Origin of the sequence: Arthrobacter gallicola, from assembly GCF_014836775.1 — a bacterium.
GTDB classification, from domain to species: Bacteria; Actinomycetota; Actinomycetes; order Actinomycetales; family Micrococcaceae; genus Arthrobacter_B; species Arthrobacter_B gallicola.
In genome coordinates this window covers 737,693-763,653 of sequence record NZ_JACSQD010000001.1, presented here as the reverse complement: position 1 = coordinate 763,653, position 25,961 = coordinate 737,693, and the positions used below count along the sequence as shown (strand labels likewise).

Genomic DNA, 25,961 nt, shown 5'->3' with positions numbered 1-25,961 from the left:
GATCAATACCGGATGGGTAGGAAATGACTAACGGTCCAGAGTCCGCAGACGCACCTCGACGCAGCCGCCGCGCGGCCGGCTCGACGGCGGATGCGGGGCACCAGGAACGGGAGTCCCAGCAGCGTGCACGGGACCGGGAAACTCTTCGTGCCTACAAAGCGCTCACCGACAACCAGCCGCGGCCGGAGGAATCCAGCGCCAACCCACCCACCCGCCGGCAACTGCGGATAGCCCAGCAGCAGGCTCAGCAGGCTGCGCGGGAAAAGGCCGGGGGAGAGCAGCAGGGCCGCAAGCCGGACACCTCTGTCCCTCCAGTTTCCCCGCCCGCCGGCGCTGCCTCTGCCGCCCGCAGCGAGGCAGAAGTTCCGGGCAAGGCCTCCGGGGTCCAGGGGCCCGCTGATAGTTCCGGCCGCCGTGCCGGGCCTGCCGCAGCATCATCGAATCGGTCCGGTGATCCGGCACCTCAGCTCTCAAGCCGCCGGGAACGACGGCGCCGGGCTGCCGAAGAGCAGCAGGCACCTGTTATTAAGCCGGTCACTCCGGCACCCAGCCGCGCGCCCTCAGTTAAAGCTCCCGTCGACGCCAAAGCACCTGTCGCTACCAAAGCCCCTGGTGATGCCAAGGCGCCCGTCGATACCAAGGCGCCCGCCGGTGCCCCCAAAGCCCCTGCCAACCCTAAAGCTCATGTCGACGCCAAAGCACCCGCCCAGGCAGCAGCTCCGGAACCGCCGGCAGCTCCGGCACAGTCGCCGGCGTCCGGCACGGCACCTGCCCGTCCGGCGGCAACGGAACCCAACGCCGACATTGCGGATATGTCCGTCGAGCAGGCCCTGGCGGCGCGGGAGGCTCTGAAGCATCAGGCCCGCAACCAGGTGGCAGCCATGGAAGCCCTTCAGCAGGCCGATCCGCATGCGGTGGATCTGGAACTGCTGGCACAGCAGCGGGCACTGGCAGAACGTGCCGCCGTCCTCAACCGCAGGACACAGAACATTCAGCGTCTGGCCCAGGAGAACGAGCAGCGCCGCTCGCCTCAGTCAGATCCAACCACCGCCCATAACCTGGCAATGGTCACCCCGCTTGAGTTCGTTGAGGTTCCAGGGCTGGAGCGCCCGGTCATGAAACCGCCGGCCACGTCCCACGTGCCCGTGGTCACCTCCTCAAACCCTGCTGCGCCGTCGAAACCTGCTGCTCCCAGCGCAGCCGGTGCCGGCCGGAAGGCTTCCACCCGGCAGCCTTCAAGGGGAAACCGCCCGGCAGCCGCACAGGCACGGTCCCAGGAGCCGGCGGACGTCCGGCATTCCAGGATTTTGGCCCGTGCCGATGCACTCGTGAATGCCCCGCTGGAGGCGGACCAGGGTGCGAAACCGATCGGCGCACGGAGCGCCTTTGGGCTGGACCCCCTGGATGTTATGACTGCCGGCCTTCGCCGCAGCCGGAGGATACGAGCCGTGTCCCTGGGAATGGCGGGTGTGGGCCTCACCGCCCTCATCCTCGGAATAATACTGATCGTCGGCGGCCTTGGCAGCTGATACCACACAAGGAGAAACGTTGAGCGCCACCGAATCATCCATGGAAATTGCCCGGACTGCGGCCAGAGCGGCATCGGCCAAGCTGGCGGATGACATCGTCGCGATCGACGTGAGCGAACGGCTGGCTATCACCGACGTTTTCCTCATCGCGTCCGCGTCGAATGAACGCCAGGTCAACGCCATTGTCGACGGCGTGGAAGAAGAGCTCGCCAAATCGGGCCTGAAGCCGGTGCGCCGCGAAGGCCGCAGTGAAGGCCGCTGGGTCCTGCTGGACTACGCCACCGTTGTGGTGCACGTCCAGCATGAGGAGGACCGGGTGTTCTACGCGCTGGAACGTCTCTGGAAGGACTGCCCTGCGGTTGACCTGCAGCTTCCCGAAGCTCCGTCCGCCGAGACTGAATAACGCTGCTGCGTGCAGGGCGGGAGCTTCCGGGCTCCGCCCCGCGCGCTGCGCAAATTTCACCGGTGTAGTTTGATTTTGCACTGCCGCGCTTCTGTACTAAAGTAGAGGAGTTGCTTCGGCAGGGACCTAAAAATCCAGGCCGGAAAGACAACCTGAACTGCAGTGATAAGGCAGTAATAAGGGGCTGTGGCGCAGCTGGTAGCGCACCTGCATGGCATGCAGGGGGTCAGGGGTTCGAGTCCCCTCAGCTCCACCGATAAACGCACGGGCAGCCGTCGTTTATGGTTGGATCGAAGAATCCGATGGAAAAACAAACTGAATTGGGGCTGTGGCGCAGCTGGTAGCGCACCTGCATGGCATGCAGGGGGTCAGGGGTTCGAGTCCCCTCAGCTCCACCAATTCGAAGAAGCTCCACCAATTCGAAAACCTGTTCCGCTTCTGCGGAGCAGGTTTTTTGTTGTTCAGGTCAGGTCAGGTCCGGGCCGCCGCGGCTCCCGTGCCGTACGGCGCCGGAGGCCGGGATGTGAAAAGGTGGGCCCGTGAGTATTGAACAGCCTGCCCCCGGAGAGCCCCGCCGTCCGCAGGGGCCGCGGGACCCCGGCGACGCCTGGGTGGTCGCCGAAACCGGGGAACGCTACTGGGGGCGCTTCGGCGCTGCCGGGCTGCTCGCCGTCGACCCCGAACGGGGAATCCTGCTGCAGCACCGGGTTACCTGGAGCCATTTCGGTGATACCTGGGCGCTGCCGGGCGGTGCGCGGCACGAACACGAACCTGCCTTGGACGCAGCCCTGCGGGAATCCGCTGAGGAAGCCGGCGTCCCGGCATCGTCCATCCGGCCGCGGCTCATGAGTGTGCTGGACCTGGGGATCTGGTCCTATGCCACGATCGTTGGTGACGTCACCGCCCCCTTTGAACCCGTTATCAGCGATCCGGAAAGCCATGAACTTGCCTGGGTGGCGCCCGACGACGTCGCCGGCCTGCCTCTGCACCCCGGCTTCGCGGAATCCTGGCAGCGGCTGCGGCCGCTGCTGGATGTCCGTCCCTCCGTTGTTGTTGATGCAGCGAACGTCATGGGATCGGTGCCGGACGGCTGGTGGAAGGACCGGGCAGGCGCAGCCGCCCGGCTGCTGGACGCGGCAGCCGCTGCGTCTGTGCGCGGGTTTCCGGCCTCCCTGCTCGGGCTTCCGGAAGACACCTGGTATCCCGAACTGGTGGTGGTGCTGGAGGGACAGGCCCGGTCGGTTCCGGACCCCGCCGGCTCAGTCAGCGTTGTCCGGGCAGAGGGACTGGGTGACGACACAATTGCCGCCGTCACGCAGCAGCTGGTGGCAGGTGGCCGGACCGTCACGGTCGCCACGAGCGACCGGGAGCTGGCGGACCGCAGCCGCAGCGCCGGTGCTTCGGTTGTTGGTGCCGGCCAGTTCAGGGAGCTGCTCGGCTACTGAGAACCTGTCCGCTTAGGCGCCCAGGACCCGGTCCAGATACGAATTGGTGAACACGCGGCCTGGATCGAGGCGGTCCCGCAGGGCCTGGAAATCTCCGAAGCGGGGGTAGCGCCGCGCCAGGGCAGCGGCGTCGAGGCTGTGCAGTTTCCCCCAGTGCGGCCGGCCCTGGTGGGCGAGCATCACCTGCTCCACCGCAGCGAAGTACTCGGCCGGATCCTCACGGTAGTACCGGTGGACCGCAATGTAGGCGGTGTCCCGGCCGTGGGCGGTGGAAAGCCAGAGCTGGTCGGCGGCGGCCCACCGCACCTCCACCGGAAAGGAGATCCGCCAGCGGTTCTCCGCCACGAGCGTCTGCAGCGCCCCGAACGCCGAAGGCAACAGGTTAGCCGGCACACCGTACTCCATTTCACGGAAACGCACCGTGCGCCGCTGGGTGAAGACCTCCGGAGAGGAATCGGCATAGGTCCTGCCGCCCAGCAGACGGGCCGCTGCCCGGTTGACCGGGGGTACGACGGCGGGGGCAAGGGTGCCCGCCGCGCAGGCCGCCCGAAATACCGTATTGGCGAGCAGCGACTCGTCCACCCATCGGCCCAGGCGAGGCAGCGGTGTGCGCGGCGCGGTGCCCGGCAGCCGGGTGTTGCTCTTCGTGGCAGCCAGGCCGGTGTGCGGGAACCAGTAAAACTCAAAGTGGTCGGTGCCGTTGACCCGGTCAGAGAGGTCACTGAGCACCCCGGCCAGCGGTTCGGATCGTTCCTCGGCGCGCAGCACGAAAGCCGGCACACACTGCAGGGTCACCGCGGCAATAATGCCCAGCGCCCCTAAACTCAAGGCGGCCGCCGGCAGCAGCGGATCGCCGTCTTCCACCGTGAGCAGGCCGCCGTCGGGCTGTATCAGGGTCAGCGCTGCCACCTGGGTAGCCAATCCTCCGAACGCGGCTCCGGTGCCGTGGGTGCCGGTGGAAATGGCGCCGGCAATCGTCTGGCGGTCAATGTCGCCGAGATTCGGCATCGCCAGCCCATACGGTGCCAGGAGCCCCGGAATCCGGTGCAGCCGGGTTCCGGCCAGCAGCCGGACCCGGCCTCGGGCTGTGTCCACGCCGAGCAGACCCTGCAGCCGGGTCAGATCAAGTAGGAGCCCCGGGGCCTCGGCGATCCCGGTGAAACTGTGCCCGGCACCCACAGCCTTGACCCGCTGCCCAGCGGCCGCTGCCGATGCCACCGCACGCTGCAGCTCGGGGACGGATGCCGGGGTCTCCACCTGTTCCGGGCGGACGCTGACGGTGCGCCCCCAGTTCTGCCACGTCCGCCGTTGCTGCTGCTGGAGCCGTGTCTTGACCCGCATGATCACAGAAACGCCTTTCCCTCGCCGCGGTAGGTGGGCAGCGTGGCCACCACCGCGCCGTCGTGGACCACCTGGAATTCGTTGACCCGCTCGGACAGCTCGCCGCTCTTGGCATGCCGGAGCCACACCCGGTCTCCGGCCGTGAGGTGCGCTGCGCTGCTGCCCGTGAGCGGGGTCTGAACTTCTCCGGCGCCCTCGCGCGGCAAAAACTTCAGTCCCCGGGGCCAGGCGACCTGGGGAACCCGGCTGGCTCCGGGCGGACCGGAGGCGATCCAGCCGCCGCCCAGGAGCGTGGCGGTGTTCCGGTTGGGGCGGCGCACCACTTCGAGTGCGACGGCGGCCGCCGGGGCGGGGGAGAAGGCGCGGTACATGTCAAACAGATGCCCGGCGAACAGCCCGGAGCCCACGGTAATCTCGGTGATGGAAGGATCCCGGCCCGTTGCCTCGACGGATCCGGTGCCGCCGCCATTGACGAATTCCAGGTCTGCCAGCTGCCTGAGCCCGTGAACGATTTTTCCGCGGCGTCCGGCGAGTTCAGCCATGGACCGGCCCTGGACCCACCGCATCAGCTGGTTGGCCGGCAGGGCACCGGGGACTGCATCCCCCACCCCGGCGACCTGCCCTTCGTACATCATCAGGCCCACCAGAGTGAACCCTGGGCGGTCCAGGACCCGGTGCGCCAGCGCAAGTGCCTGTTCCGGGGCGTGCAGGGGAGAGCGCCGGGTGCCGATGAACCCGAGCACCGGCGCCTGCCAGGAAGCGTCGGCATCCAGGCAGACCCGTACCGGGGGCCGCCGGCCGGGGGGAGTCACGGAATCGATCAGGTCCAGCTGCGCCTCGTCGTCGACCATCAGCGTGATCCGGGACGCCAGCGGCTCATCGGCGAGCAGCTGCTTCAGCGCATTCCGGTCAGCGGTGGGGTAACCGACGACGACGTCGCTGCACTGTTCTGCCAGCCACAGCGCCTCGGGCAGAGTAAAGGCGAAGATACCGCTGAAGCCGGGCACATTGAGCAGGGCGTCCAGCACTGCCCGGGTCCGGATGGACTTGCTTGCCACTCGGAGCGGGATGCCCGCGGCCCGGCGGAGGAGATCGTGGGCGTTAAAGCGCAGGGCCTCCAGGCCAAGCACCGCCACCGGCGCATCGAGGTGCGCGACGGCGGCACTCAGTGAAGGCCAATAGGTCCCAGGGTCCCGCCAGGGTTCCGCAGCTGCCGGGACACCGAGGTGCAGGACGGAGCGCTGCGCGGCCGCAGGTTCCGCCGGGGTACCGGCAGCTCCCGGTTCGGGCACCGGGTCACTGAGTCTCATGCATGGATACTAGTCACGCAGGGGCCGCGGCGCCCGGAACCGGGCAGGATCAGGGCAGCTAACCCTTCAGGCCACCTTCCAGATAGGCGAGCAGCGCCGCGCGGACGAAGGCCGCCCCGTCAGGTCCGCCGTAGTTGGCAGCGAAGCGGGGATCCGCCACGTACATATCCGCCAGCCCCCGCACATAGCCGGACAGGTTCGCTGGATCCGTCGGGGCACCGGGAACGCCCGTCAGCCACTCAATGTGGCGGGCCGCAAGCCCCTGGGCAGCGGGACCGGTGGGGTCAGTGCCCTGCGCTGCCGCCTCGGTCCACGCCTGTCCCAGCGCTGCCGTCTCTGCCTGCCACTGGGCGCGCTCGCCGTCGTCCATAGTCCGCCACCACTCATCTGAGCGGGCGTAGGCCTCGCTGCCCCATTTCTGTTCCACTTCCTCCTTGTATTCCGTGTGGTCAAAGCCGTCGAACGCCTTCTCAGGCATGATCTCTTTCCCTTCTTCCAAAGCTGTGATGGTCCGCTGGACCGAAGCGATCTGCCGTCCCAGCCGGTCCCTGTCCTTCCTGAGCCACTCCAAATGGGTCCGCAGCGCCGAAACTGTGTCGGCCCCGCGTTCCAATACCGCGGAAATGCCGTCCAGGCCCAGTCCCAGTTCCCGCAGCAGCAGGATGCGCTGCAGCCGGATCAGAGCCGCCTGGTCGTAATACCGGTAGCCGTTCGACCCCACGCGTGACGGCGGCAGAAGGCCGACGGCGTCGTAGTGCCGCAGCGTCCGGCTGGTTGTTCCAGCCAGCCGGGCAACCTCCTGCACCGGCCATTCACGGGGTTTTTGCGGGCTCATAGCTTCCACGCTAAAGGTTGACGCTGCGTCAACGTCAACCTTTGGGCACCGGCATTACGGGTTGCTGATCATCAATTTTGCGGCGAGCTCCTCCAGCCGTTTCCCGTCAGCTGCCACCAGGGCATCGGCGGTTGCCTGCAGTCCGCGGATGTTCTCCGGGCTGGCGTTGTCCAGTGCATGGTCCACCCCGGGAAGCAGCCGGGTCTGCACCCGGACGTACTCGGTGCCCAGTGCCATGGCCAGCAGATGGCGGAGGAGCGGTCCGGGCGCCCCGTACAGGGATTGGATGACAGGTTCCAAGGCAGCCAGCTGCTCGGGATGGGCCAGCTGTGCCAGGGAACCCGCTTCCAGTGAACCGCCGCCCGTCTGGAGGCCGGTGCCCAGGGAGACAAGAAGGATTCCTTCATCCTCTCCGGCGCGGCGCTGCTGCACCAAGGCCAGCGTCAGCGCCACGAACGCGGGGTCATTTGCCGCCAATCCGCCGTCCACCAGGACCCGGTCGATGCCGTCGGGCCCGGCATGGCGGACCGGCTCAAAGTATGTGGGCGCGGACGACGTCGCCAGCGCAGCCAGTGACATCCGTGCGTCGCCGAGGGGATGCTGACCCAGCCCGCCGCCGCTGAACAGCAGTCCGGAAAAGTGGGCCAGGTCCACCGTGACCACCGCAACCGGCTTCAGGGCCTGGGAGAGCCTGCGGTCGGTGAAGTACTCATCCAGGTACCGGCGCAGCGGCTCGGACGAATACCGTGCTCCGCGGGGCGGGGCAGCGGGGGCCTGCCCCGCCGGGTCAGTGTCCGGTCGGCGTCCCCGGCCGGAGAAAATTTCCGCTCCGTGGTCAACGTACAGGCTGCGCAGGGCAGCCGCGCTGTGTGGAGTTTTGCCCTGGGCGGGGCAGGCGAGTCCCAGCGCCAGGATGCCTCCGGTGGAGGTGCCCACCATGATGTCGAACAGATCAGCTGTATGCCTAAGCGTGAGTTCCTCAAGCTTCATCAGCCAGGCTGCGGGAATGATTCCGCGGATTCCTCCGCCGTCTATGGACAGGACACGGATCACGGCTGCTCCTGGGCGCTGGCGTTGCGGACCGGTTCTGCCAGCAATGCTCCGCCTGCACGCTGGACCGGTCAACGGCACGCGGGCCGGAGGGCCTCCGGTGCAGGAAATCCAGCCACGCATGCCCAACTCAGGCTTTTGCCAGCAAGCCGGGTTAGGCTGGTCACATCTACAGGGCACATGCTCTACCTTCGCGGCTGGGAAGTCGAAGACCACCAGAGGCGCTATGAGCATTGCTGCACAGTCCCGCACGGCCGCAAACACGGGCCGCACCCCCAGAAACCGGGACAACCCGGTCACCAGCAGCTACTCGGCGCTGCTGAAAATTATCCGGGATGAGGGACTGCTCAAGCGGCGCCGGGCCTTCTACATCACCACTTTCGCCTTCCTCTGCGCCGGCCTCATTGCCGCGGGCACCGGCTTTTTCCTGATCGGTGAAAGCTGGTTCCAGCTGCTCATTGCCGCCGCCCTGGGGATTCTCTTTACGCAGATTGCGTTCATCACCCACGAGGCCTCGCACCGCCAGGTGTTTGAGTCCGGTCCCGCGAACGACCGCGCCGGCCGGTTCCTGGCCAACGCCGTCGTCGGCATCAGCTACCAGTGGTGGATGAACAAGCACAACCGCCATCACGCCAACCCCAACACCGTGGGCAAGGATCCGGACATCGAGATGGACACCATCTCCTTCCAGGTGGAGCAGGCTCAAACACGCAGAGGGCTCATGGCATGGCTGACCCGCCGGCAGGGCTGGCTGTTCTTCCCGCTGCTGCTCCTGGAAGGCGTGAACCTGCATGCCACCTCGATCCGGCACCTGTTCTCCAAGAACAAGGTCAAGGGCCGCTACACCGAGATCACCATGGTTTTCCTGCGCCTGAGTCTCTACATCGGCGCCGTGTTCTTTTTCCTCCCGGTGGGGATGGCCTTTGCCTTCCTCGGCGTGCAGCTGGGCGTCTTCGGCGTCTACATGGGTGCCTCTTTCGCACCGAACCACAAAGGCATGCCGCTGATCCCGCGGGATTCCAAGGTGGACTTCCTCAGCCGGCAGGTGCTGACCTCCCGCAACGTGACCGGCCGCGGGATGAGCACGTTTATGGGCGGGCTGAACTACCAGGTGGAACACCACCTTTTCCCGAGCATGCCCCGCCCGCATCTGGCCCGGGCCAGCGAGATCGTCAAGGAACACTGTGCCAAGCACAAGATCCCCTACACCGAGGCCACCCTCACCGAGTCCTACGGCATTGTGGTGCGCTATCTGAACCGCGTAGGCCTGGCTGCCCGGGATCCGTTCGACTGCCCCGTCCGGTCCCAGTACCGGTAGCCCCGCATCTGACAGACTGGAACCATGTCTTCGACTCCACTCCCAAGCCTTCCGGCAGTCAAGCGGACCAAGGACCAGGCGATCCACATCGGTGCCCGGCTCGAGGACCGGCTGCACGCCTACCGGACAGAACGGGTGCGCAAACGCGGGGGAGTCCAGACGGTGCTCTCCTTCACCGGCTACGGATCCACCACCTGGGTCAGGGTCCTGGGCAGGGTGGTACTCGCCAAGCCCGGAAAGCTCACGGCCCGCAGCGGTGAGTCTGCAAAGGCACTGCGCGACGGCGTGCGCGGCTGGCGCAACTTCACTTCGCCGCCCGTGAACGACGCCGTTGTCTGCATCGAAGTCGGCGGCGACAAACACCTGGTGACGGCGGACCGCGGCGGCGTGATCGACGTCGTGCTCCCGGCGTCCCTGGCTCCGGGCTGGACCACGGTGACCCTGCGGCCCGAGGCGGAACCGGAGGCGACGGCAGCTGTGTCGCCGGTCTTTATTGTGGATCCGCAGGCCCGCGCCGGGGTCATCTCCGACATTGACGACACCATCATGGTGACGGCGCTGCCGCGGCCGCTGCTCGCGGCATGGAACACCTTTGTGCTGGATGAACATGCCCGCACCCCCACTCCCGGGATGGCCGTGATGATGGACCGGCTGGCAAGGGAGAACGAGGGCAGCCCCGTGTTCTACCTGTCAACCGGGGCGTGGAATGTTGCGCCAGCCCTCACCCGCTTTATTACCCGCAACCTGTATCCGGCCGGCCCGCTGCTGCTGACGGACTGGGGCCCTACCCTGGACCGCTGGTTCCGCAGCGGCCCCGAGCATAAGCGCACCCAGCTGGAACGGCTCGCCGTCGAATTTCCGGACGTCAGCTGGCTCCTCATTGGGGACAACGGGCAGCACGACGAGCAGATCTATGCAGAGTTCAGCCGCACCCACCCGCAGAACGTCCGGGCGGTGGCGATCCGCGAACTCTCGCCGGGTGAAGCCGTTTTGGCCGGCGGACGCTCAGCGGGACGGGGCGGTGCGCAGCTGCGGGATATTCCCTGGATTTATGCCCCGGACGGCGCAGGGATGTCCCGGCAGCTTTCAGAGCTGGGACTGCTGCCCGAGGCCGGCTGAGACGATCCGCTGAAGAAACACACCCAGCGATTGACGTCACACCCAGCTATTGAAAATCGATAGCTAAGCACTGATAATCGATTTATGAATCGACCGGTGCGGGTGCAGTTGCGGGTCCTGCTGGCCCTGTTTTTCCTGCTCCTCCTGCTGGCCCAGATCATGCTCGTTCCTACGCTGGGCAGGGAACTGGCGGACTCCTACCCTGAGTATGCCTACCTGTTGCTGCCGTATGTATCGGTGGTGATCTCCGGGCTCGCCTGTGTCCAAGCCGCCGTGCTGGCCGCCTGGTGCCTGGTGGGGCTGATTCCCGCCGGCCCTGCCGTCTCCCTCCGGGCGCAGGCCTGGGCAACCGTGATGGCTCTCGCCTGCGGCGCCGCAACTGTTCTGGCCGTGCTGCTGGCCTGGCATATGTTTGCCGTGGTGCAGCAGGGCAATCCGGCGTCCCTGTTTGCACTGGGCTCCGCCGTCATGGCCGGGACAGTGATGACGCTGTTGTCCCTCAGCCTCCGTGCCCGGCTGGGACCGCCGCCGGCACCATACAGGGCACACCGCGGCGTCCGGCTCTGAAATGCCCTACGGCTGGTCTTCCTCGGTGCGGATGGTGCGCATGATCCGGCGCAGGCTCATGGCCAGGGACGCGGTGGCGTCCATCGGGCTATCCGGTGAGGCTCCGCTGTTCATCTGGACCACTAGCGCCTGGACGGCATCTGCTGCCTCCTGGTACTCCTGCGTTTCGGCATCCCAGGTCTCCACCGCTTCGGCGGTGGCGAGCAGTGCCCGTTCCAGTGCTTCCGAGACCGTTGAAGGAACGGGTGTAATCTCCGGAGTTTTCCAGATGGCGGTTGCCAGCACCTCCGTCATGTCCTCGACGTAGAGTGTCACGCGTTCCATGGCCCGCAGCGCCCGGAAGTCGGCGCTGAGATCACGCTGATGCCGGCGTCGGCGGAGGTTGCCGTGCCTGCTGGAGTCTGCCAGCTGTACTGCTTCGCGCACTTCGCGGCTGAACGCCACTAGTTCGGTGCGCCGGTTGGACCAGTCCTCGTGTTCCGGCGGCCAGGTTTCGCCGACCGCAGTGCCCATTTCGCGCAGCTGCCTGGCAAGATTCAGCCGCAGGGCTGCCAGGCCGTCTACGGCACCGTTCAGGTGCAGGGGCGGGAAGACCACCGCGTTGACGGCCAGCCCCACCAACACGCCCACTCCCATTTGGACGGCGTATCCGTAGGAATAGCCGTCGGCATTGTCGCCGCCCAGGACCAGGACGAACAAGGCCGCAACGGGCAGGTAGTCGCGGCCGGCGCCGAGGCGCGGGATGCCTGCGAGGAGAACACCTACACCAACAATCAGGGCGATCGACCAGACCGTGGGGCCGCCAAAGAGCAGGGCCACGAGGGCCAGCGCAATGCCGGTGATCAATCCAATCAGCGTCTGGATGCCGGCCCGTGCGGAGCCTGACACGGTGGGATACATACTCACCAGCGCGCCCAGCGGTGCATAGTACGGATAATCCGCCGCCGCCCCGGGGGCAAAGGGGGCCACGCTCCAGGCGATGCCCACGGCCAGTGCAGCCTTCACGGCAAGCTGGAGCCTGGTGTAGCGCAGCATCCCGGTCAGCCGGTTGGACACGGCCGCAATGGACGGTTTTGGCAGAGATTTCCCACGAAGCGGCATCCGGTCAGTATGCCTGCTGTCCGCGGGGGACGTCGACTCCTGCGAGCTGCCCCACATGCTGCGGCGGGAGCCCGGGGTGTGGTGTGAACCGCCGGGCCTGCGAGTTTAGTTCCGGCCTGGAAGTTCCGGATGAGGGGAGATGCTGATGCCCTGCAGAACTTCGGCGAGCCGGTCCAGGAAGACGCGGGTCCGGGGAAGCTGCCGGTCATTGAGCAGCAGCGCAAAGATACTGCGGGCCAGCCTGATCTCCGGGACGTCCAGGACTACGACGCCGTCCTGCCGCCCACGCATCGCGAGCTCCGGCACCAGTGCGGCGCCGATGCCGGCGGCGGCCATTTCCAGGCTGGCGTTGAAGTCATCGCAGTACGCGGCGACCCGGGGATGCAGCCCGCAGCTGGCAAAGAGCCGTTCAATCACAACGGCATCCGGGGTTCCCGGATGATGCATGATCCAGGGCATATCCGAAAGCTGTTCGGCGGAGACTTTGGCTCCGGGCTGGATGCCCCACTGGGCAGGAAGGACCACCCGGAAATTATCGTCACCCAGCCACTGACGGGTGACGGTTGCCGGCCAGGCGAGTCCGCCCTGCCCCACCTGGAAAACCAGGGCCACGTCCAGTTCTCCGCCTGACCGCAGGCCCTGGATCGTCTGGCCCGGCTCCGCGACGAAGATCTTGAGGTTGATGCCCAGGTCCCGCCAGCCGGGGGAGTCAACCAGCCGGGGGAGGGCAAAGGTGGCGAGGCTGGGGAAGATGCCCAGGCGCAGCACATGTTCAGTGCCGGCTTCGGCCCGGGCTGCGGCGGCGAGCAGCGCATCCATGTCCGTCAGCACCTTTGCGGCATGGCGGGACATCACGACGGCGGCTTCCGTGGGAACAGCGGCACGCGCCGTGCGCTCGAAAAGCGTGGTGCCGGTATCGCGCTCCAGCGCAGACATCTGCTGGGACACGGCAGACGGCGTGTAACCCAGGTGGACTGCTGCAGCAGCGAAGGATCCGGACCGGATCACCTCCAGGAGGGTCTTGAGATGGATCGGATTGACCATGATGCCGCCTCGATTCCTCTCCTTGGTGCCCTGGACCGCCGTCGACCACCATATCTAGTGGTGCCACCTACTACGGGCGACACGCCCATGGCAGGCGACACGCAGTCGTTCCTGCAGCCCCACAGGCTGTGCATCCGCTTTCCACAGGCTGTGGAGAAAGCTCGTCCGCGGAGCGGAAAACCACGTAAATCAAGGGGTCGCCCCTGTGCAGAAACTGTGGACGAACAGCGTGTTGAATGACATACTTGTAATACATCATCTTGGGGTAAGACGCGTGGCAGCGCACTAGATGTAGTGTCCGGATGTAGTATCTAGGGACAGACTTCAAAGGCATCATCATGCTTCATCAAGGGGAGACCACCATGACCGTCACGGTTTACACCAAGCCCTCCTGCGTTCAGTGCAACGCAACATACCGCGCCTTGGACAAGAAGGGCATCGCCTACCAGAGCGTGGACATGTCACAGGATCCGGAGGCTCTTGAGCGCGTCCGCGCACTCGGGTTTATGCAGGCCCCCGTGGTCGTCACCGAGCAGGATTCCTGGTCCGGTTTCCGTCCCGACAAGATCGAGGAACTGGCCCAGGCCAGCGTTACTTCCGTCGCCTAATACAGGCGGCCGCTGCGGGAACCACTAAGCTGCGGGAATCCCAAGCGGGAATCCCGCAGCACCGAACCGCAGCAGTACAAAATCGCAGCGGTACAAAATAGCAGCAGTAAAAAAGCAGCAGTACAAAACGCAGGACCAAGACGCAGCAGAAAAGCAGGACGCAATGACTTTGGGAATCGCGATGCTGGGAGCAGGGGTTGGTGAAACAGCAGGGCTTGCTGAGACCTCCGGGGCCGCTGAAGGTGCCGGGAACCCGCGTCCAGCTGCCGAATCCAACCCGGAGACCAGTGCCGATCTCGTGTTTTTCACCTCGGCCTCCGGCTACACCGGACGGTTCGTGGAGAAACTTGGACGCGAGGCCGGCCGGATTCCGCTCCATACCAGTGCACCTACCCTGATTGCGCACAGCCCCTACGTGCTGATCCTTCCCACCTATGGAGGAACGGCGGAGCAGCCAGGGGCCGCAGCCAGGGGAGCGGTGCCCAAGCAGGTCATCAAGTTCCTGAACGTCGAGCAGAACCGCTCCCTCATCCGGGGCGTGATTGGCGCCGGCAACACAAACTTCGGGGAGAACTATTGCCTGGCGGCAGACATCATTGCCGTCAAATGCAAGGTCCCCGTGCTTTATCGATTTGAACTCATGGGCACGTCCGAGGACGTCGCCACAGTAAACCAAGGATTGGAAGAGTTTTGGACACATCAGTCGCAGAAGCCGGCATGACGGACTCCAAGGAGCTGCCGGAAGCCTACAAGGGCCTGGGCTATCACGAGCTCAACGCCATGCTGAACCTCTACGGCAAGAACGGTGAAATCCAGTTCGACGCCGACCGTGCGGCTGCACGCCAGTACTTCCTCCAGCACGTGAACAACAACACCGTGTTCTTCCACGACCTGGAAGAGAAGCTGGATTACCTCGTTAAGAACGAGTACTACGAGCGCGAGACGCTGGACCAGTACACGATGAACTTCATCCGCGAGCTGTACCAGCGCGCGTACAAGAAGAAGTTCCGCTTCGAGACCTTCCTGGGAGCGTTCAAGTTCTACACCTCGTACACGCTCAAGACGTTCGACGGCAAGCGGTACCTGGAGCGCTACGAGGACCGCGTCTGCATGGTTGCCCTGCACCTGGCCCGCGGCAACGAGCAGCTGGCCGAGCAGATCGTCGATGAAATCATCGAGGGCCGTTTCCAGCCTGCCACTCCCACCTTCCTGAACGCCGGCAAGAAGCAGCGCGGCGAGCTGGTCTCCTGCTTCCTGCTCCGTATCGAAGACAACATGGAGTCGATCGGCCGGTCCATCAACTCCGCGCTGCAGCTCTCCAAGCGCGGCGGCGGCGTTGCCTTCGCGCTGACGAACATCCGCGAAGTCGGTGCGCCGATCAAGCAGATCGAGAACCAGTCCTCCGGCGTTATCCCCGTGATGAAGCTTCTTGAGGATTCCTTCTCCTACGCCAACCAGCTCGGTGCCCGCCAGGGTGCCGGCGCGGTGTACCTGCACGCGCACCACCCGGACATCAACCGCTTCCTGGACACTAAGCGGGAAAACGCCGACGAGAAGATCCGCATCAAGACCCTCTCCCTCGGCGTCGTCATCCCGGACATCACCTTCGAACTCGCCAAGCGGGACGAGGACATGTACCTGTTCTCCCCGTACGACGTCGAAAAGGTCTACGGCATGCCGTTCTCCGACATCTCGGTCACCGAGAAGTACTACGAGATGGTGGACGATTCCCGGATCAAGAAGACCAAGATCAAGGCCCGCGAGTTCTTCCAGACGCTGGCCGAAATCCAGTTCGAATCCGGCTACCCGTACATCATGTTCGAGGACACCGTGAACCGGGAAAACCCGATCGACGGCAAGATCATCATGTCCAACCTGTGCTCGGAAATCCTCCAGGTTTCCCAGCCCACCACGTACCACGACGATCTCTCCTACGATGAGACCGGCAAGGACATTTCCTGCAACCTGGGTTCGCTGAACATTGCCAAGACCATGGATTCGCCGGACTTCGGCCGGACCATCGAAACGGCTATCCGCACCCTGACCGCCGTTTCGGACATGAGCCACATCGGTTCGGTTCCGTCCATCGCCCGTGGCAACGACCAGTCTCACGCCATTGGCCTGGGTCAGATGAACCTGCACGGTTACCTGGCCCGTGAGCGGGTCCACTACGGTTCCGAAGAGGGTATCGACTTCACGAACATCTACTTCTACACGGTCGTTTACCACGCCGTGCGTGCCTCGAACCTGCTGGCCATCGAAACCGGCCGTACGTTCGCCGGCTTCGAGAAGTCCAAGTACGCCTCCGGCGAGTTCTTCGACAAGTACGTGAACCAGGAATGGGTTCCGCAGACCGAGCGGGTTCGTGAGCTGTTCGAAAACGTGCAGATTCCCACCCAGGAGGACTGGGCCGCGCTGCGTGAATCGGTCATGGCGCACGGTATCTACAACCAGAACCTGCAGGCCGTCCCGCCGACCGGTTCGATCTCCTACATCAACAACTCCACCTCCTCCATCCACCCGGTGGCGTCGAAGATCGAGATCCGCAAGGAAGGCAAGCTGGGCCGCGTGTACTACCCGGCTCCGTACCTGACGAACGACAACCTGGAGTACTACCAGGATGCGTACGAAATTGGCTACGAGAAGATCATCGACACCTACGCTGCTGCCACGCAGCACGTGGACCAGGGCCTGTCCCTGACGCTGTTCTTCAAGGACACCGCCACCACGCGTGACATCAACAAGGCGCAGATCTACGCCTGGCGCAAGGGCATCAAGACCATCTACTACATCCGCCTGCGCCAGCTCGCCCTGGAAGGCACCGAAGTTGAGGGCTGCGTCTCCTGCATGCTGTAGGCGCTTCCCCTTTACTTACTTCAAGAGTTCAAGACAAGGATTTCAATGACCGAGAAGCTGAAGCTGATCGACCACGTGCAGGCGATCAACTGGAACCGTATCCAGGACGATAAGGACGTAGAAGTCTGGAACCGCCTGGTCAATAACTTCTGGCTGCCGGAGAAGGTGCCGCTGTCCAACGACGTCCAGTCGTGGAACACGCTGACTCCGGAAGAGCAGCAGCTGACCATGCGTGTGTTCACCGGCCTGACCCTGCTGGACACCATGCAGGCCACCGTTGGTGCTGTCTCGCTGATTCCGGATGCGCTCACTCCGCACGAGGAAGCGGTCTACACGAACATTGCGTTTATGGAGTCCGTGCACGCCAAGAGCTATTCCTCGATTTTCTCCACCCTGGCCTCGACCAAGGAGATTGACGAGGCGTTCCGCTGGTCCACGGAGAACGAGAACCTTCAGAAGAAGGCACAGATCGTCAACGATTACTACCGCGGCGATGATCCCCTGAAGCGCAAGGTGGCTTCCACCCTGCTGGAATCGTTCCTCTTCTACTCCGGTTTCTACCTGCCGATGTACTGGTCTTCCCGGGCCAAGCTCACAAACACGGCAGACCTGATCCGTCTCATCATTCGTGACGAGGCCGTCCACGGCTACTACATCGGCTACAAGTTCCAGCGCAATCTGGAGACTGTGTCCGAGGAACGCCGTGCCGAGCTGAAGGACTACACGTACGAGCTGCTGTACGAGCTGTACGAAAACGAAGTCCAGTACACGCATGACCTGTATGACGGCGTCGGCCTGGCTGAGGACGTCAAGAAGTTCCTGCACTACAACGCCAACAAGGCGCTGATGAACCTGGGTTACGAAGCCATGTTCCCGTCCACTCTGACGGACGTGAACCCGGCGATCCTTTCGGCTCTGTCTCCGAATGCGGATGAGAACCACGACTTCTTCTCCGGTTCGGGCTCTTCCTACGTGATCGGCAAGGCCGTGAACACGGAAGACGACGACTGGGACTTCTAGTTCCCCGGAGGGTTCCTCCAGCAACAACAGCGCAGCCGGCCCTTCTTATGGCTGCCGAAGAACTCAAAAATCCGCAGTAAGAACCCGCGGCACCGGATCGAAAGGTCCGGTGCCGCGGGTTTCTACTATGAGCTGACAGGTTAGTTGGCCAGTGTCAGGCAACTTGTCATCACGGCCGTCTCGGAGATGCCGGGTGACGGCCAGCGCCTACTGCCGCAGGAGGGAAATTCAGTGAGGTTCTGATCCGCAGTACATTTTGACATGCCAGTCCCAGAAACTACCGTTCCGGATGCACTCAGCTTTGTACTCGACGCCGTCGTAAGTAATTATTTCTTGGGTCATGCCGCCTTTGCTGCGGTGTCTATATTCGAACCGCACCAGTTTATCTTCGGTTTCAAAGCAGGTTTTGGACGAGAAAAAGCCGGAATCATCACATTTCGACATTTTCATGCTATTGCCTGAAGGATCCTCGTACTCCCAATCTTTCTTCGTTCCGCTGTCTGGCGCGACTTCCCTGACTCTGTGCTCCGAGGTTGCGAACTGTGCGGGGACCGGGAGGCGTTCATCAACCGCACGGGCTTGACCGGAGAAAAATATAGCGGCAGCAATCACAGCGCCGACCGTGGCGATGAGGAGTAGGAACTTCGTGAAGGGTTTCATGCAATCTTCCGGCGCGGGGACTCAATAAGGGCGATGCTGGATTCTCTCGGCTAGTCCCTCGGCGGTTTCTGCCGTTGCTGCTTGGTTGCTGAGCGCTGCTTCTTTGCGTCAAGGCGCCGGTAGTTGGAGCCGCGGGTGGGTTTGGTCCGGCGGCGCGCGGCAGGTGCTGGTGCCAGCCCGTCCGCCACGAGTCCGGCGAGCCTGGCCAGAGCGATCTCCCGGTTACGCAGCTGGGAGCGCTGTTCGGAGGCTGTCACCACCAGAGTTCCGGCAATCATGCGGCGTTTGAGACGCTGGAGCAGTTTTGTGCGCTGGTCCTCTGACAGCGCTCCGGAGTCCGTGACATTCCAGGACAGGGCGACCCGGCTGTCCGTGGTGTTGACGTGCTGGCCGCCCGGACCGGAGGAACGGGAGAACCGCCACTCAAGTTCCGAGGCGGGAATCGTCAGCTCCGATGACACCAAAAGATCCATGGTTCCAGCGTCGCATGAAAGCACTGGGCCGGTGGCCGCTAGGGCGAGCTCGCGAATGCCGGTGTCACCGGAGTTGTGTCAGTGGTTTTCCTGGTGCAGCCGGTCGGTCGGCAGCAGAAGCTCCACCGAGTCCCGCATATCGGCAGACTTGGCGATGGCACCTTCTGCAGACGGAGCTACATGCACCCGGTCGCGCCGCACTTCCTGGATCAGGACCTGCATCCGCTCACCGTCGACGTCGAGCCACCAGTTCTCGGTGAACATCCGCAGTCCCAGTTCATCCAACAGGCTCTCCGCGTCCTCCAGTTCCATGGGCTCGGCCCGCTGCCGGTGCAGCAGGTCGAAGGGGACGAAGCCGCCCTCGGGCGTCATGTGGATGTAGCCAACATGCTCGCCGTCGAGCCTGCGGAGGTGGTCGAAGGTGTTCTCCTGAGGCAGGGGCGTAGGCATGGAAGGATCCTAGCGGGTTGCGTCTGCTGCCGCGGCTTCGAACCGCGAGGCAAGAGTCCCGAATGCTGCTGCGAGCTGCGGCGGACTAATCACCCGAATATCGGTGTCGAACCGCCCGAATGAGGCCGCCAGCGACAGCCAGGACCAGGAACCCGCCGTCAGCCGGCACTGCCCGGTGCCGAGATCCTCAACCACCCCGTCCCCGGCGAAGGGAAGCACCCGGGTGGCAGGCAGGCTCAGCACCACACTGCCCGTGCAGGGCCACACATTCCCGCCGGCGGAGCCCTTGAACCGTGCCGACACGAACTGGTGCACATCTCCGCCCGGGAGTTCCCGCGGGGTGAAGCGGGGTCCGGAGGGGGTGCGGGGAAGGATCCGGTCCGCCCGGAAGATCCGCCAATCCCCACGTCCCAGATCCCACCCCACCAGGTACCAGTGCCCCCTGGTCGTGACTAGATGATGGGGTTCAACCCGGCGGGGAGGAGCCGGCAGTGTATCCGGTGCCTCCGGCTGCGCTGTCTGGTAATCGAAGCGCAGGACCTCCCGTGCATGGACAGCGCCGGAAAGGGTCATCAGCACATCGGGTGGCACCGGTGCTGTGCGTCCTGTTGGAATGGCGGTGAACTCAAGGGCATCAATCCGGTGGCGCAGGCGGGAGGGCAGGACCTGCCGCACGGTTGTCAGGGCACGCAGTGCCGCTTCCTCGATCCCGGCTCCGCTGGCGGCTGCGGTCTGGAGGGCGACGGCGAGGGCTACGGCCTGGTCATCGTCGAACAGCAGGGGTGGCAGTTCAGAGCCTGCATCGAGGCGGTAGCCGCCGTCCGGACCTTTGACCGCGCTGATGCGGTAGCCCAGGTTCCGCAGCCGCTCGACGTCACGGCGGACGGTCCGGTGGCTGACCTCCAAACGGCCGGCAAGGACCTCGCCCGGCCAGTCCCGCCGCGTCTGCAGCAGTGACAGCAGATTCAGCAGCCGGGAAGTTGTTGTCATGTTTTTGATCGTAGTTCCAGTGGAGGACAGAAACTGACCTCTACTGCTGTGAGAGTGGTGTTTACCCGGAAAACCCGGGGATTCCGCACCCTCCGCGGTGCACCAGCTAAGGAGCCGTCATGTCCGTAATGACCACCCCACACCTCAATTTCCGCGGTGACGCAGCGAAGGCACTCGAGTTCTACCAGTCCGTTTTTGGTGGCGATCTGGTCCTCGTCACCAACGAGGATGCGCACTCCGTGGAGAGCCCCGAGGAGGCAAAGCAGATCAAGTTCGGCCAGGTCACGGGAGCGAACGGGTTTCGGATCATGGCGTATGACGTGCCGTCCGGAACGTCCTATGATCCGGGGGAAAAGCCGGTGTTCATCTCCGTCCGCAGCGATTCAGCAGACGAAATCACCGAACTGTGGAACAGGCTCTCAGCCGGTTCCACCATCGTGGAAGACCTCGGCCCGTCCGGCTTCGCACCGCTGTACGGCATGCTCAAGGATCCTTTCGGGGTTCTCTGGGTGCTTGATGTGGCAGTACCGTGGGACGCTTCCTGAGCCAGCCGCGTCTCGGCCATGGCCCGGTTCGGCAGGTTCAGCCTGCCGAGCCGGGTTTTCCGGTTTAGGGGTGCGGCGTAGCGGTGGGCTGGCGTTTGGGGAAGGACTAGCAGGGGAGCGGAATCCGCCTCCAGCCCTCGGAATCGACCTCAAGGATGGCGGGAATCGCGCCGGCCAGTCCCCGCCGCCGCAGCATCTCTGTCAGCTCAGCAAGCGGAGCGCGGACCACGAACGTTTCGCCGCGGAACAGGTCTGCGGAGTCTTCAACCAATGCATCCACAGTGCCCGGTTCGGGCGACTCGAAGCTGGCGGCCACGGGCAGCCGCTTCAGCCACGGCGGCGGAAGCACCTGGTCCTCAAGCAGGACGGCGGTTGCAGGGCACTGCAGATCGGTCACGGGGCTCCATCTCTTTCCGGCGGACTGGGTTCTGTGAGGAAAGGGGAGGTTTGAGGATAGTTCATTTTCCGCTCCCGCATCCGTACTCCCGCCGGGACCGCGATTATGGGAAAGTTGCGGGGGAGGAAAAGCATGCCGGGTCAGCACGTAAAAACACACATCGCCATGATCGTGTGTGTCTGCCTGTGCCTGCTGGCATACCTGTCCTGGTTTTCACCGGAGCCGGATCTCAGTACCAGTGCACCTGTCTCGGACTCGGATTCCGCAACCAGGGCCGCGGCTTCGGAGGGCGCCGCCAGCGGAACAGCCCCAACACCGGCCTTCGTTCCCACGCCGGACCCGGAGTCCAAAGCCGGTGCTCCAGCCCCGGACTATGACTCAGCGCAAAGCCTCACCGTTGTGGTCAACAAACACCGCCCGCTGACTGACCGCGCCTACGTCCCCGCCGACCTGGCCGATGCCGCAGGGGTTCCGCTGCGCGCCGAGGCAGCGTCCGCGTACCTGCAGATGAGCGTCGACGCCGCAGCGGCCGGCGTCGGCCTGACCGCGGTCAGCGGCTTCCGGGCCGCGGATGCGCAGGGACTGCTCCATGACTCCTACACCACGAACTACGGAGTGAGCACGGCCGAGGCCATCTCTGCCCGCGCGGGATTCAGTGAGCACCAGACCGGACTGGCAGTGGACATCGGCAATAACGACGGCGCCTGCTCACTGCAGTCCTGCTTCGCCGCCACTCCCGCCGGGGCCTGGGCCGCAGCCAATGCCCACCGGTACGGGTTTATCATCCGGTATCCGGACGGCGCGGAACATATCACCGGGTTCACCTACGAACCCTGGCATCTCCGCTACGTGGGCCCGGACGTTGCACAGAAACTGTTCGACGCCGGAATCACCTTGGAAGAGTACGCCGGCCTTCCGGCGGCCCCCGGCTACTGAGCAAGCATGACCGGACGCCTGCGGGGCCGGCAGTTATCCCGCTGCCTGGCTCCACCGGCCGGCGTCGACCGCCGCCACAACACCGCCGTCGACCAGCAGATCGGCACCCGTCATAAAACCGGCCTCGGAACTGAGCAGGAACGCCGCAGCGTTGGCAATGTCGCCAGGGGTGCCGACCCTCCCGGTGCCGGAGCCCTCGATCATGGCACGCATCTGCGCCCCGGATTCACCGGCGAGTTCCTGCTGGCCCATCGGCGTCGAAATGACGCCGGGACTGATGCTGTTCAGCCGCGCACCGCGTCTGCCCCAGCGCACACTTGCCGTCTGGACCCGCGCCTGATTGGCCCGCTTGGCCACACTGTAGGCGTACCCGGGGTGGTCGATTCCCGTAAGGAAAGGCAGCCCCAGCAGGTCATCAGCTGGTTTGGCGGCGAGGTCTGCGAGCGCGTCAGCGGGAATCTGCCCTCCTGCCAGATAAGCGGACATGCTGGAGATAACGACGCCGGCGCCACCCCGGGCGATCACCTTTTCGAACTCCTCCAGCACCAAAGCGACACCGAACAGATCCACTTTCCAGATGGCTTCCACCGTGGCCTGGACGGGAGAAAGTCCTGCCGTGTGCACAACCCCGGTAACCGTACCCAGTTCCCGGGCGGTAGCTGCCAACGCTGCTACTGAATCCCGTGAGGAGACATCCACCACCTGGGAGGCGACGTCGTATCCCTCACTGAGCGCTGAATCCACGGCGCCTTCCAGGAGTGCCTGGTTGTAGTCGGCGAGGAGGACCTTCCTGCCCGCCCCGGACCGGCGCACCACCGCCTGGCCCATACCGCCAACGCCTATCACTGCCATTACGTCCGCCGTCATGTCTGCTCCAGTCCGCCGTATGGTTGGGGCTGCTGCGCCGCGGGGTGCGGGTCCCGGGGAAGCCGGCCGGGCACCGGATCCCGGCCTCCCGCTTAGTCTGGCGTGCGCAGCACAGCTTCACAACTGTGGGATGCCGGAGCCCGGGTCAGCAGCCTGCCGCTGCGGGGACCGGACGGCTGAGGGCGGATGCGGGCAGCCAGGAGCCGGGCTCGCCGAGTTCCACCCGATAGGCGCCTCAGCGGATGCATCTGCGGTAGGCGACTGTTCCCAGGGAGGTCCGGTGCTGTGAGTCCGTGATCCAGCCATGTTCGCACTCCTGGCGGGCGAGGACGCGGGACGGGTGTTTACGTGGTTCCATCTTCTGAGCATGCTGTAATGGTGTTATGCATCTCAACCCTTACGGTGAGTACGCCGTCCTGCTGGCAGCGTCGCTGGCGAATGACTGGCCCGGGACACGTGACGGCATCGTGGCCAGGACCCGGGACTTCGGTATGACCATGGCTTTCTCGCAGACGCCTGCGGATCAGCGTGAGGTCAGGACGGTTATCGACCGCTGGCTGGCGGTGGTGGACGCGCCCGGCGCGGACCAGCGTGCCCGCCTGCTCAACGGCCTGATGAAGGACGCCGCAGCGTACCCCCGGCTTACGGATCACGACGGCGAAGGCTGGCACCTGCATTACCGGGACGATGGGCAGTCACTGGCGGAGGTGCTCCTGGCGGTGATCAGCGTGGGAACGGCGCTGCATCTGACCACCCGGGGAATGACCCGGTTGGGCCGGTGCGAGGCTGGGCTCGCGCCCGGTGACTCCTGCCGGAACGTCGTTGTGGATGTCACCCGTAACGGGCGGCAGCGGTATTGTTCCGTGCGGTGCGGGAACCGGGCGGCTGTACGCAGGCACCGGGCCCTGCATCCGTAAGACAGCTGCTGTGGTGCTCCGGCAGGGAAACCAGAGTGCCCACCCTGTCCAGCGGCGGGACGGTGGGGGACACTGGGGGACAAGCTCTGTCCGAATCGGAGAACCTGCCATGACCGGAATCATGCCGATGCTGACCTTGAACAACCAGACAGCGATCCCCGCCCTGGGATTTGGGGTGTACCGCAGCCCTCCGGCGCGGACAACAGTGGCCGTGGAGACCGCACTGGCCAACGGCTACCGGCTGATCGACACCGCAGCCGCCTACCAGAATGAGGTGGAAGTTGGTTCGGCTCTGAGCCAGTCCGGTGTCGACCGGGCCGGGCTGTTCATCGCCACCAAATTGTGGGTGGATGACTACGGCTACGACTCGGCCCTGCGAGCCTTCGACGCGAGCCTGGGCAGACTGGGGCTCGACTATCTGGACCTGTACCTGCTGCACCAGCCGCTGCCGTCGGATTTTGATGCCACTGTGGCCGCCTATCAGGCTCTGCAGACGCTCTACGAGCAGGGCAGGGTCCGGGCCATAGGAGTGTGCAACTTCGACACCGGGGAGCTGGCCGAGCTGCTGGCGCGCACCGACGTCGTTCCCGCGGTAAACCAGATCCAGGTGCATCCCTACTTCAGCCAGCCGGATATCCGCACCTTTAATCTGGAGGCCGGGATACTCACGGAAGCGTGGTCGCCGATCGGCGGCGTGAACCGGTACTGGCCCAATTCCGGCGAGCTGAAGGACCCGCTGCACGATCCTGTGATCACGGCCCTGGCTGCCAAGTATCACAAAACACCGGCGCAGGTGATCCTGCGCTGGCACGTCCAGCTGGGGATCTGCGCGATTCCAAAATCGGTCACCCCCAAGCGGATTGCGGAGAATATCGATATTTTCGATTTTTCGCTCACCGCGCCCGAGCTGTCGGATATCAATGCGTTGGACACCGGAATCCGCGGAGGACCGAACCCGCAGGAGATCACCCGGTCCTAACGTCACAGGCCACCGGTAGCTTACGCAGCTCGCGCGCTTCACCCGTGCTTCACCCGTGCTGGTTCCGGCAACGGTTGACGCTCCTGCTCCCTGCGCGCAGGGTGGAAGAAACCAACGGGGTACGAAAAGCGGTGCCAGCCAGCCGCCGTCGTTCCTGATCCTGCCACGGCCGGGCCCAGCGAAGGGGAGAGACGGATGAAAGCGCGTGAACTTGGGGCGGACGGGCTTCGGGTGTCGGAGCTGGGGCTGGGGTGTATGGGCTTCAGCCAGGGCTATGGTCCGTCCGGCTCCCGCGAAGCTGCCATCAGTCTCATCCGCACTGCTGTGGACCGGGGAGTGACTCTGTTCGACACGGCGGAGGTCTACGGGCCGTACAGCAACGAGGTTATGGTGGGCGAGGCTCTGGCGCCCTACCGGGGACGGGTCACCATTGCCACCAAGTTCGGGTTCAGGATTAACAGCGACGGGCGTCAGGTTGGGCTGGACAGCAGCCCCAAGCACATCCGTGAAGCCGTTGACGGCTCGCTCCGGCGGCTGGGAGTGGAAGCCATAGACCTTCTGTACCAGCATCGGGTGGATCCCGGAGTTCCCATTGAGGACGTCGCCGGAACCGTCAAGGAGCTGATTGTGGAGGGGAAGGTCAAGCACTTTGGGCTCTCCGAAGCGTCGGACGCAACCATCCGTGCGGCGAACGCGGTTCAGCCGGTGACTGCTGTGCAGAGTGAATACTCGCTTTGGTGGCGGGATCCGGAGCGGCGTGTGCTGCCGGCCTGTGAGGAGCTCGGTATTGGCTTTGTTCCTTTCAGTCCGCTTGGCCGCGGATTCCTCACCGGCAAAATAACGCCTGACACGGAGTTTGCTGCCGGAGATATGCGCGGACGGCTCCCGCGGTTCGCCCCTGAAGCCCGGGCAGCGAACCAGGCGGTGATTGAGCAGCTGGAGCGGATCGCAGCGGCTAAGGATGCCACACCGGCACAGATCGCTCTTGCCTGGCTGCTGGCCCAGAAACCGTGGATTGTGCCTATTCCCGGGACCCGGAAACTGGAACGGCTGGAAGAAAATCTGGAAACAGCCGCGGTGGAGCTTACCGAACATGATCTTCGGGACATTGGTGAGGCTGTCCTGCGGATTCCGGTTCAGGGGGCGCGCTATCCGGAAGAGCTTGAGAAAACGATCGACAGGTAGGGTCGGGGGCTGTGGC

27 protein-coding genes and 2 tRNA genes are annotated in these 25,961 nt (G+C 64.6%); 17 read left to right on the top strand and 12 right to left on the bottom strand.

The window, feature by feature from the left end; all coding sequences use genetic code 11:
* The first annotated feature begins 23 nt into the window (after nt 1-23).
* The 5 genes from H9639_RS03455 to H9639_RS03435 all read left to right on the top strand — a co-directional run bounded on the left by H9639_RS03455 (nt 24) and on the right by H9639_RS03435 (nt 3,377).
* A complete protein-coding gene (locus tag H9639_RS03455) occupies nt 24-1,529 on the top strand; it encodes a hypothetical protein (RefSeq protein ID WP_191806695.1) in 1,506 nt (501 codons plus the stop codon).
* Nucleotides 1,530-1,548: 19 nt separating this feature from the next.
* Nucleotides 1,549-1,932, top strand: a complete 384-nt coding sequence (rsfS, locus tag H9639_RS03450) for a ribosome silencing factor (RefSeq protein ID WP_191806694.1) — start codon at nt 1,549-1,551, stop codon at nt 1,930-1,932.
* 180 nt (nt 1,933-2,112) lie between these two features.
* Nucleotides 2,113-2,185, top strand: a tRNA-Ala gene (locus tag H9639_RS03445).
* Nucleotides 2,186-2,254: 69 nt separating this feature from the next.
* Nucleotides 2,255-2,330, top strand: a tRNA-Ala gene (locus tag H9639_RS03440).
* 141 nt (nt 2,331-2,471) lie between these two features.
* The gene (locus tag H9639_RS03435; RefSeq protein WP_191806693.1) at nt 2,472-3,377 is read left to right on the top strand and encodes an NUDIX domain-containing protein; all 906 of its coding nucleotides are present in this window, start codon (nt 2,472-2,474) and stop codon (nt 3,375-3,377) included.
* A 12-nt stretch (nt 3,378-3,389) separates the two neighbouring features.
* Here the strand turns inward: H9639_RS03435 and H9639_RS03430 are convergent, their stop codons facing one another.
* From H9639_RS03430 to H9639_RS03415, 4 genes are read right to left on the bottom strand one after another with little or no spacing between them, the layout of a single operon-like run.
* On the bottom strand, nt 3,390-4,718 hold the full coding sequence (locus tag H9639_RS03430) for a D-arabinono-1,4-lactone oxidase (RefSeq protein ID WP_191806692.1): 1,329 nt from the start codon (nt 4,716-4,718) through the stop codon (nt 3,390-3,392).
* 2 nt (nt 4,719-4,720) lie between these two features.
* Nucleotides 4,721-6,028: a type III PLP-dependent enzyme domain-containing protein gene (locus H9639_RS03425; protein WP_191806691.1), complete on the bottom strand. Its 1,308-nt coding sequence runs from the start codon at nt 6,026-6,028 to the stop codon at nt 4,721-4,723.
* Between the two features lie 58 nt (nt 6,029-6,086).
* Complete coding sequence (locus H9639_RS03420; RefSeq protein ID WP_191806690.1) at nt 6,087-6,863, bottom strand: MerR family transcriptional regulator; 777 nt, start codon at nt 6,861-6,863, stop codon at nt 6,087-6,089.
* A 54-nt stretch (nt 6,864-6,917) separates the two neighbouring features.
* The gene (locus H9639_RS03415) at nt 6,918-7,916 is read right to left on the bottom strand and encodes a patatin-like phospholipase family protein (protein ID WP_191806689.1); all 999 of its coding nucleotides are present in this window, start codon (nt 7,914-7,916) and stop codon (nt 6,918-6,920) included.
* Between the two features lie 223 nt (nt 7,917-8,139).
* Between H9639_RS03415 and H9639_RS03410 the strand changes: the two genes are divergently transcribed.
* The 3 genes from H9639_RS03410 to H9639_RS03400 all read left to right on the top strand — a co-directional run bounded on the left by H9639_RS03410 (nt 8,140) and on the right by H9639_RS03400 (nt 10,917).
* A complete protein-coding gene (locus tag H9639_RS03410) occupies nt 8,140-9,231 on the top strand; it encodes a fatty acid desaturase family protein (protein ID WP_191806688.1) in 1,092 nt (363 codons plus the stop codon).
* 24 nt (nt 9,232-9,255) lie between these two features.
* On the top strand, nt 9,256-10,350 hold the full coding sequence (locus H9639_RS03405) for an App1 family protein (protein ID WP_191806687.1): 1,095 nt from the start codon (nt 9,256-9,258) through the stop codon (nt 10,348-10,350).
* Nucleotides 10,351-10,434: 84 nt separating this feature from the next.
* Complete coding sequence (locus tag H9639_RS03400; RefSeq protein ID WP_191806686.1) at nt 10,435-10,917, top strand: DUF2975 domain-containing protein; 483 nt, start codon at nt 10,435-10,437, stop codon at nt 10,915-10,917.
* Between the two features lie 6 nt (nt 10,918-10,923).
* On the opposite strand, the gene H9639_RS03395 is transcribed toward H9639_RS03400, so the two are convergent.
* Complete coding sequence (locus H9639_RS03395) at nt 10,924-12,018, bottom strand: FUSC family protein (RefSeq protein WP_225219086.1); 1,095 nt, start codon at nt 12,016-12,018, stop codon at nt 10,924-10,926.
* A gap of 105 nt (nt 12,019-12,123) precedes the next feature.
* Nucleotides 12,124-13,062, bottom strand: coding sequence for a LysR family transcriptional regulator (locus H9639_RS03390; protein ID WP_191806685.1), 939 nt, complete (start codon nt 13,060-13,062; stop codon nt 12,124-12,126).
* A gap of 362 nt (nt 13,063-13,424) precedes the next feature.
* Between H9639_RS03390 and nrdH the strand changes: the two genes are divergently transcribed.
* From nrdH to nrdF, 4 genes are all read left to right on the top strand, one after another.
* On the top strand, nt 13,425-13,670 hold the full coding sequence (gene nrdH, locus H9639_RS03385) for a glutaredoxin-like protein NrdH (RefSeq protein ID WP_191806895.1): 246 nt from the start codon (nt 13,425-13,427) through the stop codon (nt 13,668-13,670).
* Nucleotides 13,671-13,833: 163 nt separating this feature from the next.
* Nucleotides 13,834-14,391 (top strand): class Ib ribonucleoside-diphosphate reductase assembly flavoprotein NrdI, encoded by a 558-nt coding sequence (nrdI, locus tag H9639_RS03380; RefSeq protein WP_225219085.1) that lies wholly within the window; start codon nt 13,834-13,836, stop codon nt 14,389-14,391.
* On the top strand, nt 14,388-16,526 hold the full coding sequence (gene nrdE, locus H9639_RS03375) for a class 1b ribonucleoside-diphosphate reductase subunit alpha (RefSeq protein WP_191806684.1): 2,139 nt from the start codon (nt 14,388-14,390) through the stop codon (nt 16,524-16,526). The genes nrdI and nrdE overlap by 4 nt, the downstream gene beginning before the upstream one ends.
* A 45-nt stretch (nt 16,527-16,571) precedes the next feature.
* Nucleotides 16,572-17,546, top strand: coding sequence for a class 1b ribonucleoside-diphosphate reductase subunit beta (nrdF, locus tag H9639_RS03370; protein ID WP_191806683.1), 975 nt, complete (start codon nt 16,572-16,574; stop codon nt 17,544-17,546).
* 228 nt (nt 17,547-17,774) lie between these two features.
* On the opposite strand, the gene H9639_RS03365 is transcribed toward nrdF, so the two are convergent.
* From H9639_RS03365 to H9639_RS03350, 4 genes are all read right to left on the bottom strand, one after another.
* Nucleotides 17,775-18,206, bottom strand: coding sequence for a hypothetical protein (locus H9639_RS03365; protein WP_191806682.1), 432 nt, complete (start codon nt 18,204-18,206; stop codon nt 17,775-17,777).
* A 50-nt stretch (nt 18,207-18,256) separates the two neighbouring features.
* A complete protein-coding gene (gene arfB, locus H9639_RS03360; RefSeq protein WP_191806681.1) occupies nt 18,257-18,679 on the bottom strand; it encodes an alternative ribosome rescue aminoacyl-tRNA hydrolase ArfB in 423 nt (140 codons plus the stop codon).
* A 78-nt stretch (nt 18,680-18,757) separates the two neighbouring features.
* Nucleotides 18,758-19,129, bottom strand: a complete 372-nt coding sequence (locus H9639_RS03355; RefSeq protein WP_191806680.1) for a serine/threonine protein phosphatase — start codon at nt 19,127-19,129, stop codon at nt 18,758-18,760.
* Nucleotides 19,130-19,138: 9 nt separating this feature from the next.
* Nucleotides 19,139-20,119 (bottom strand): helix-turn-helix transcriptional regulator, encoded by a 981-nt coding sequence (locus H9639_RS03350; protein ID WP_191806679.1) that lies wholly within the window; start codon nt 20,117-20,119, stop codon nt 19,139-19,141.
* 119 nt (nt 20,120-20,238) lie between these two features.
* On the opposite strand from H9639_RS03350, the gene H9639_RS03345 reads away from it, so the two are divergent.
* Nucleotides 20,239-20,664, top strand: a complete 426-nt coding sequence (locus H9639_RS03345; protein ID WP_191806678.1) for a VOC family protein — start codon at nt 20,239-20,241, stop codon at nt 20,662-20,664.
* A 106-nt stretch (nt 20,665-20,770) separates the two neighbouring features.
* Here H9639_RS03345 and H9639_RS03340 read toward each other — a convergent pair whose 3' ends face one another.
* Complete coding sequence (locus tag H9639_RS03340) at nt 20,771-21,061, bottom strand: hypothetical protein (protein ID WP_191806677.1); 291 nt, start codon at nt 21,059-21,061, stop codon at nt 20,771-20,773.
* 132 nt (nt 21,062-21,193) lie between these two features.
* Between H9639_RS03340 and H9639_RS03335 the strand changes: the two genes are divergently transcribed.
* Nucleotides 21,194-21,997, top strand: coding sequence for a M15 family metallopeptidase (locus H9639_RS03335; protein WP_191806676.1), 804 nt, complete (start codon nt 21,194-21,196; stop codon nt 21,995-21,997).
* Nucleotides 21,998-22,030: 33 nt separating this feature from the next.
* Here the strand turns inward: H9639_RS03335 and H9639_RS03330 are convergent, their stop codons facing one another.
* A complete protein-coding gene (locus H9639_RS03330; RefSeq protein WP_191806675.1) occupies nt 22,031-22,864 on the bottom strand; it encodes an SDR family oxidoreductase in 834 nt (277 codons plus the stop codon).
* A gap of 383 nt (nt 22,865-23,247) precedes the next feature.
* Between H9639_RS03330 and H9639_RS03325 the strand changes: the two genes are divergently transcribed.
* The 3 genes from H9639_RS03325 (at nt 23,248) to H9639_RS03315 (ending at nt 25,945) form a co-directional block, all read left to right on the top strand.
* Complete coding sequence (locus H9639_RS03325; protein ID WP_191806674.1) at nt 23,248-23,781, top strand: CGNR zinc finger domain-containing protein; 534 nt, start codon at nt 23,248-23,250, stop codon at nt 23,779-23,781.
* 109 nt (nt 23,782-23,890) lie between these two features.
* The gene (locus tag H9639_RS03320) at nt 23,891-24,760 is read left to right on the top strand and encodes an aldo/keto reductase (RefSeq protein ID WP_191806673.1); all 870 of its coding nucleotides are present in this window, start codon (nt 23,891-23,893) and stop codon (nt 24,758-24,760) included.
* A gap of 195 nt (nt 24,761-24,955) precedes the next feature.
* Nucleotides 24,956-25,945, top strand: a complete 990-nt coding sequence (locus H9639_RS03315) for an aldo/keto reductase (protein WP_191806672.1) — start codon at nt 24,956-24,958, stop codon at nt 25,943-25,945.
* The last annotated feature ends 16 nt before the right edge of the window (nt 25,946-25,961 follow it).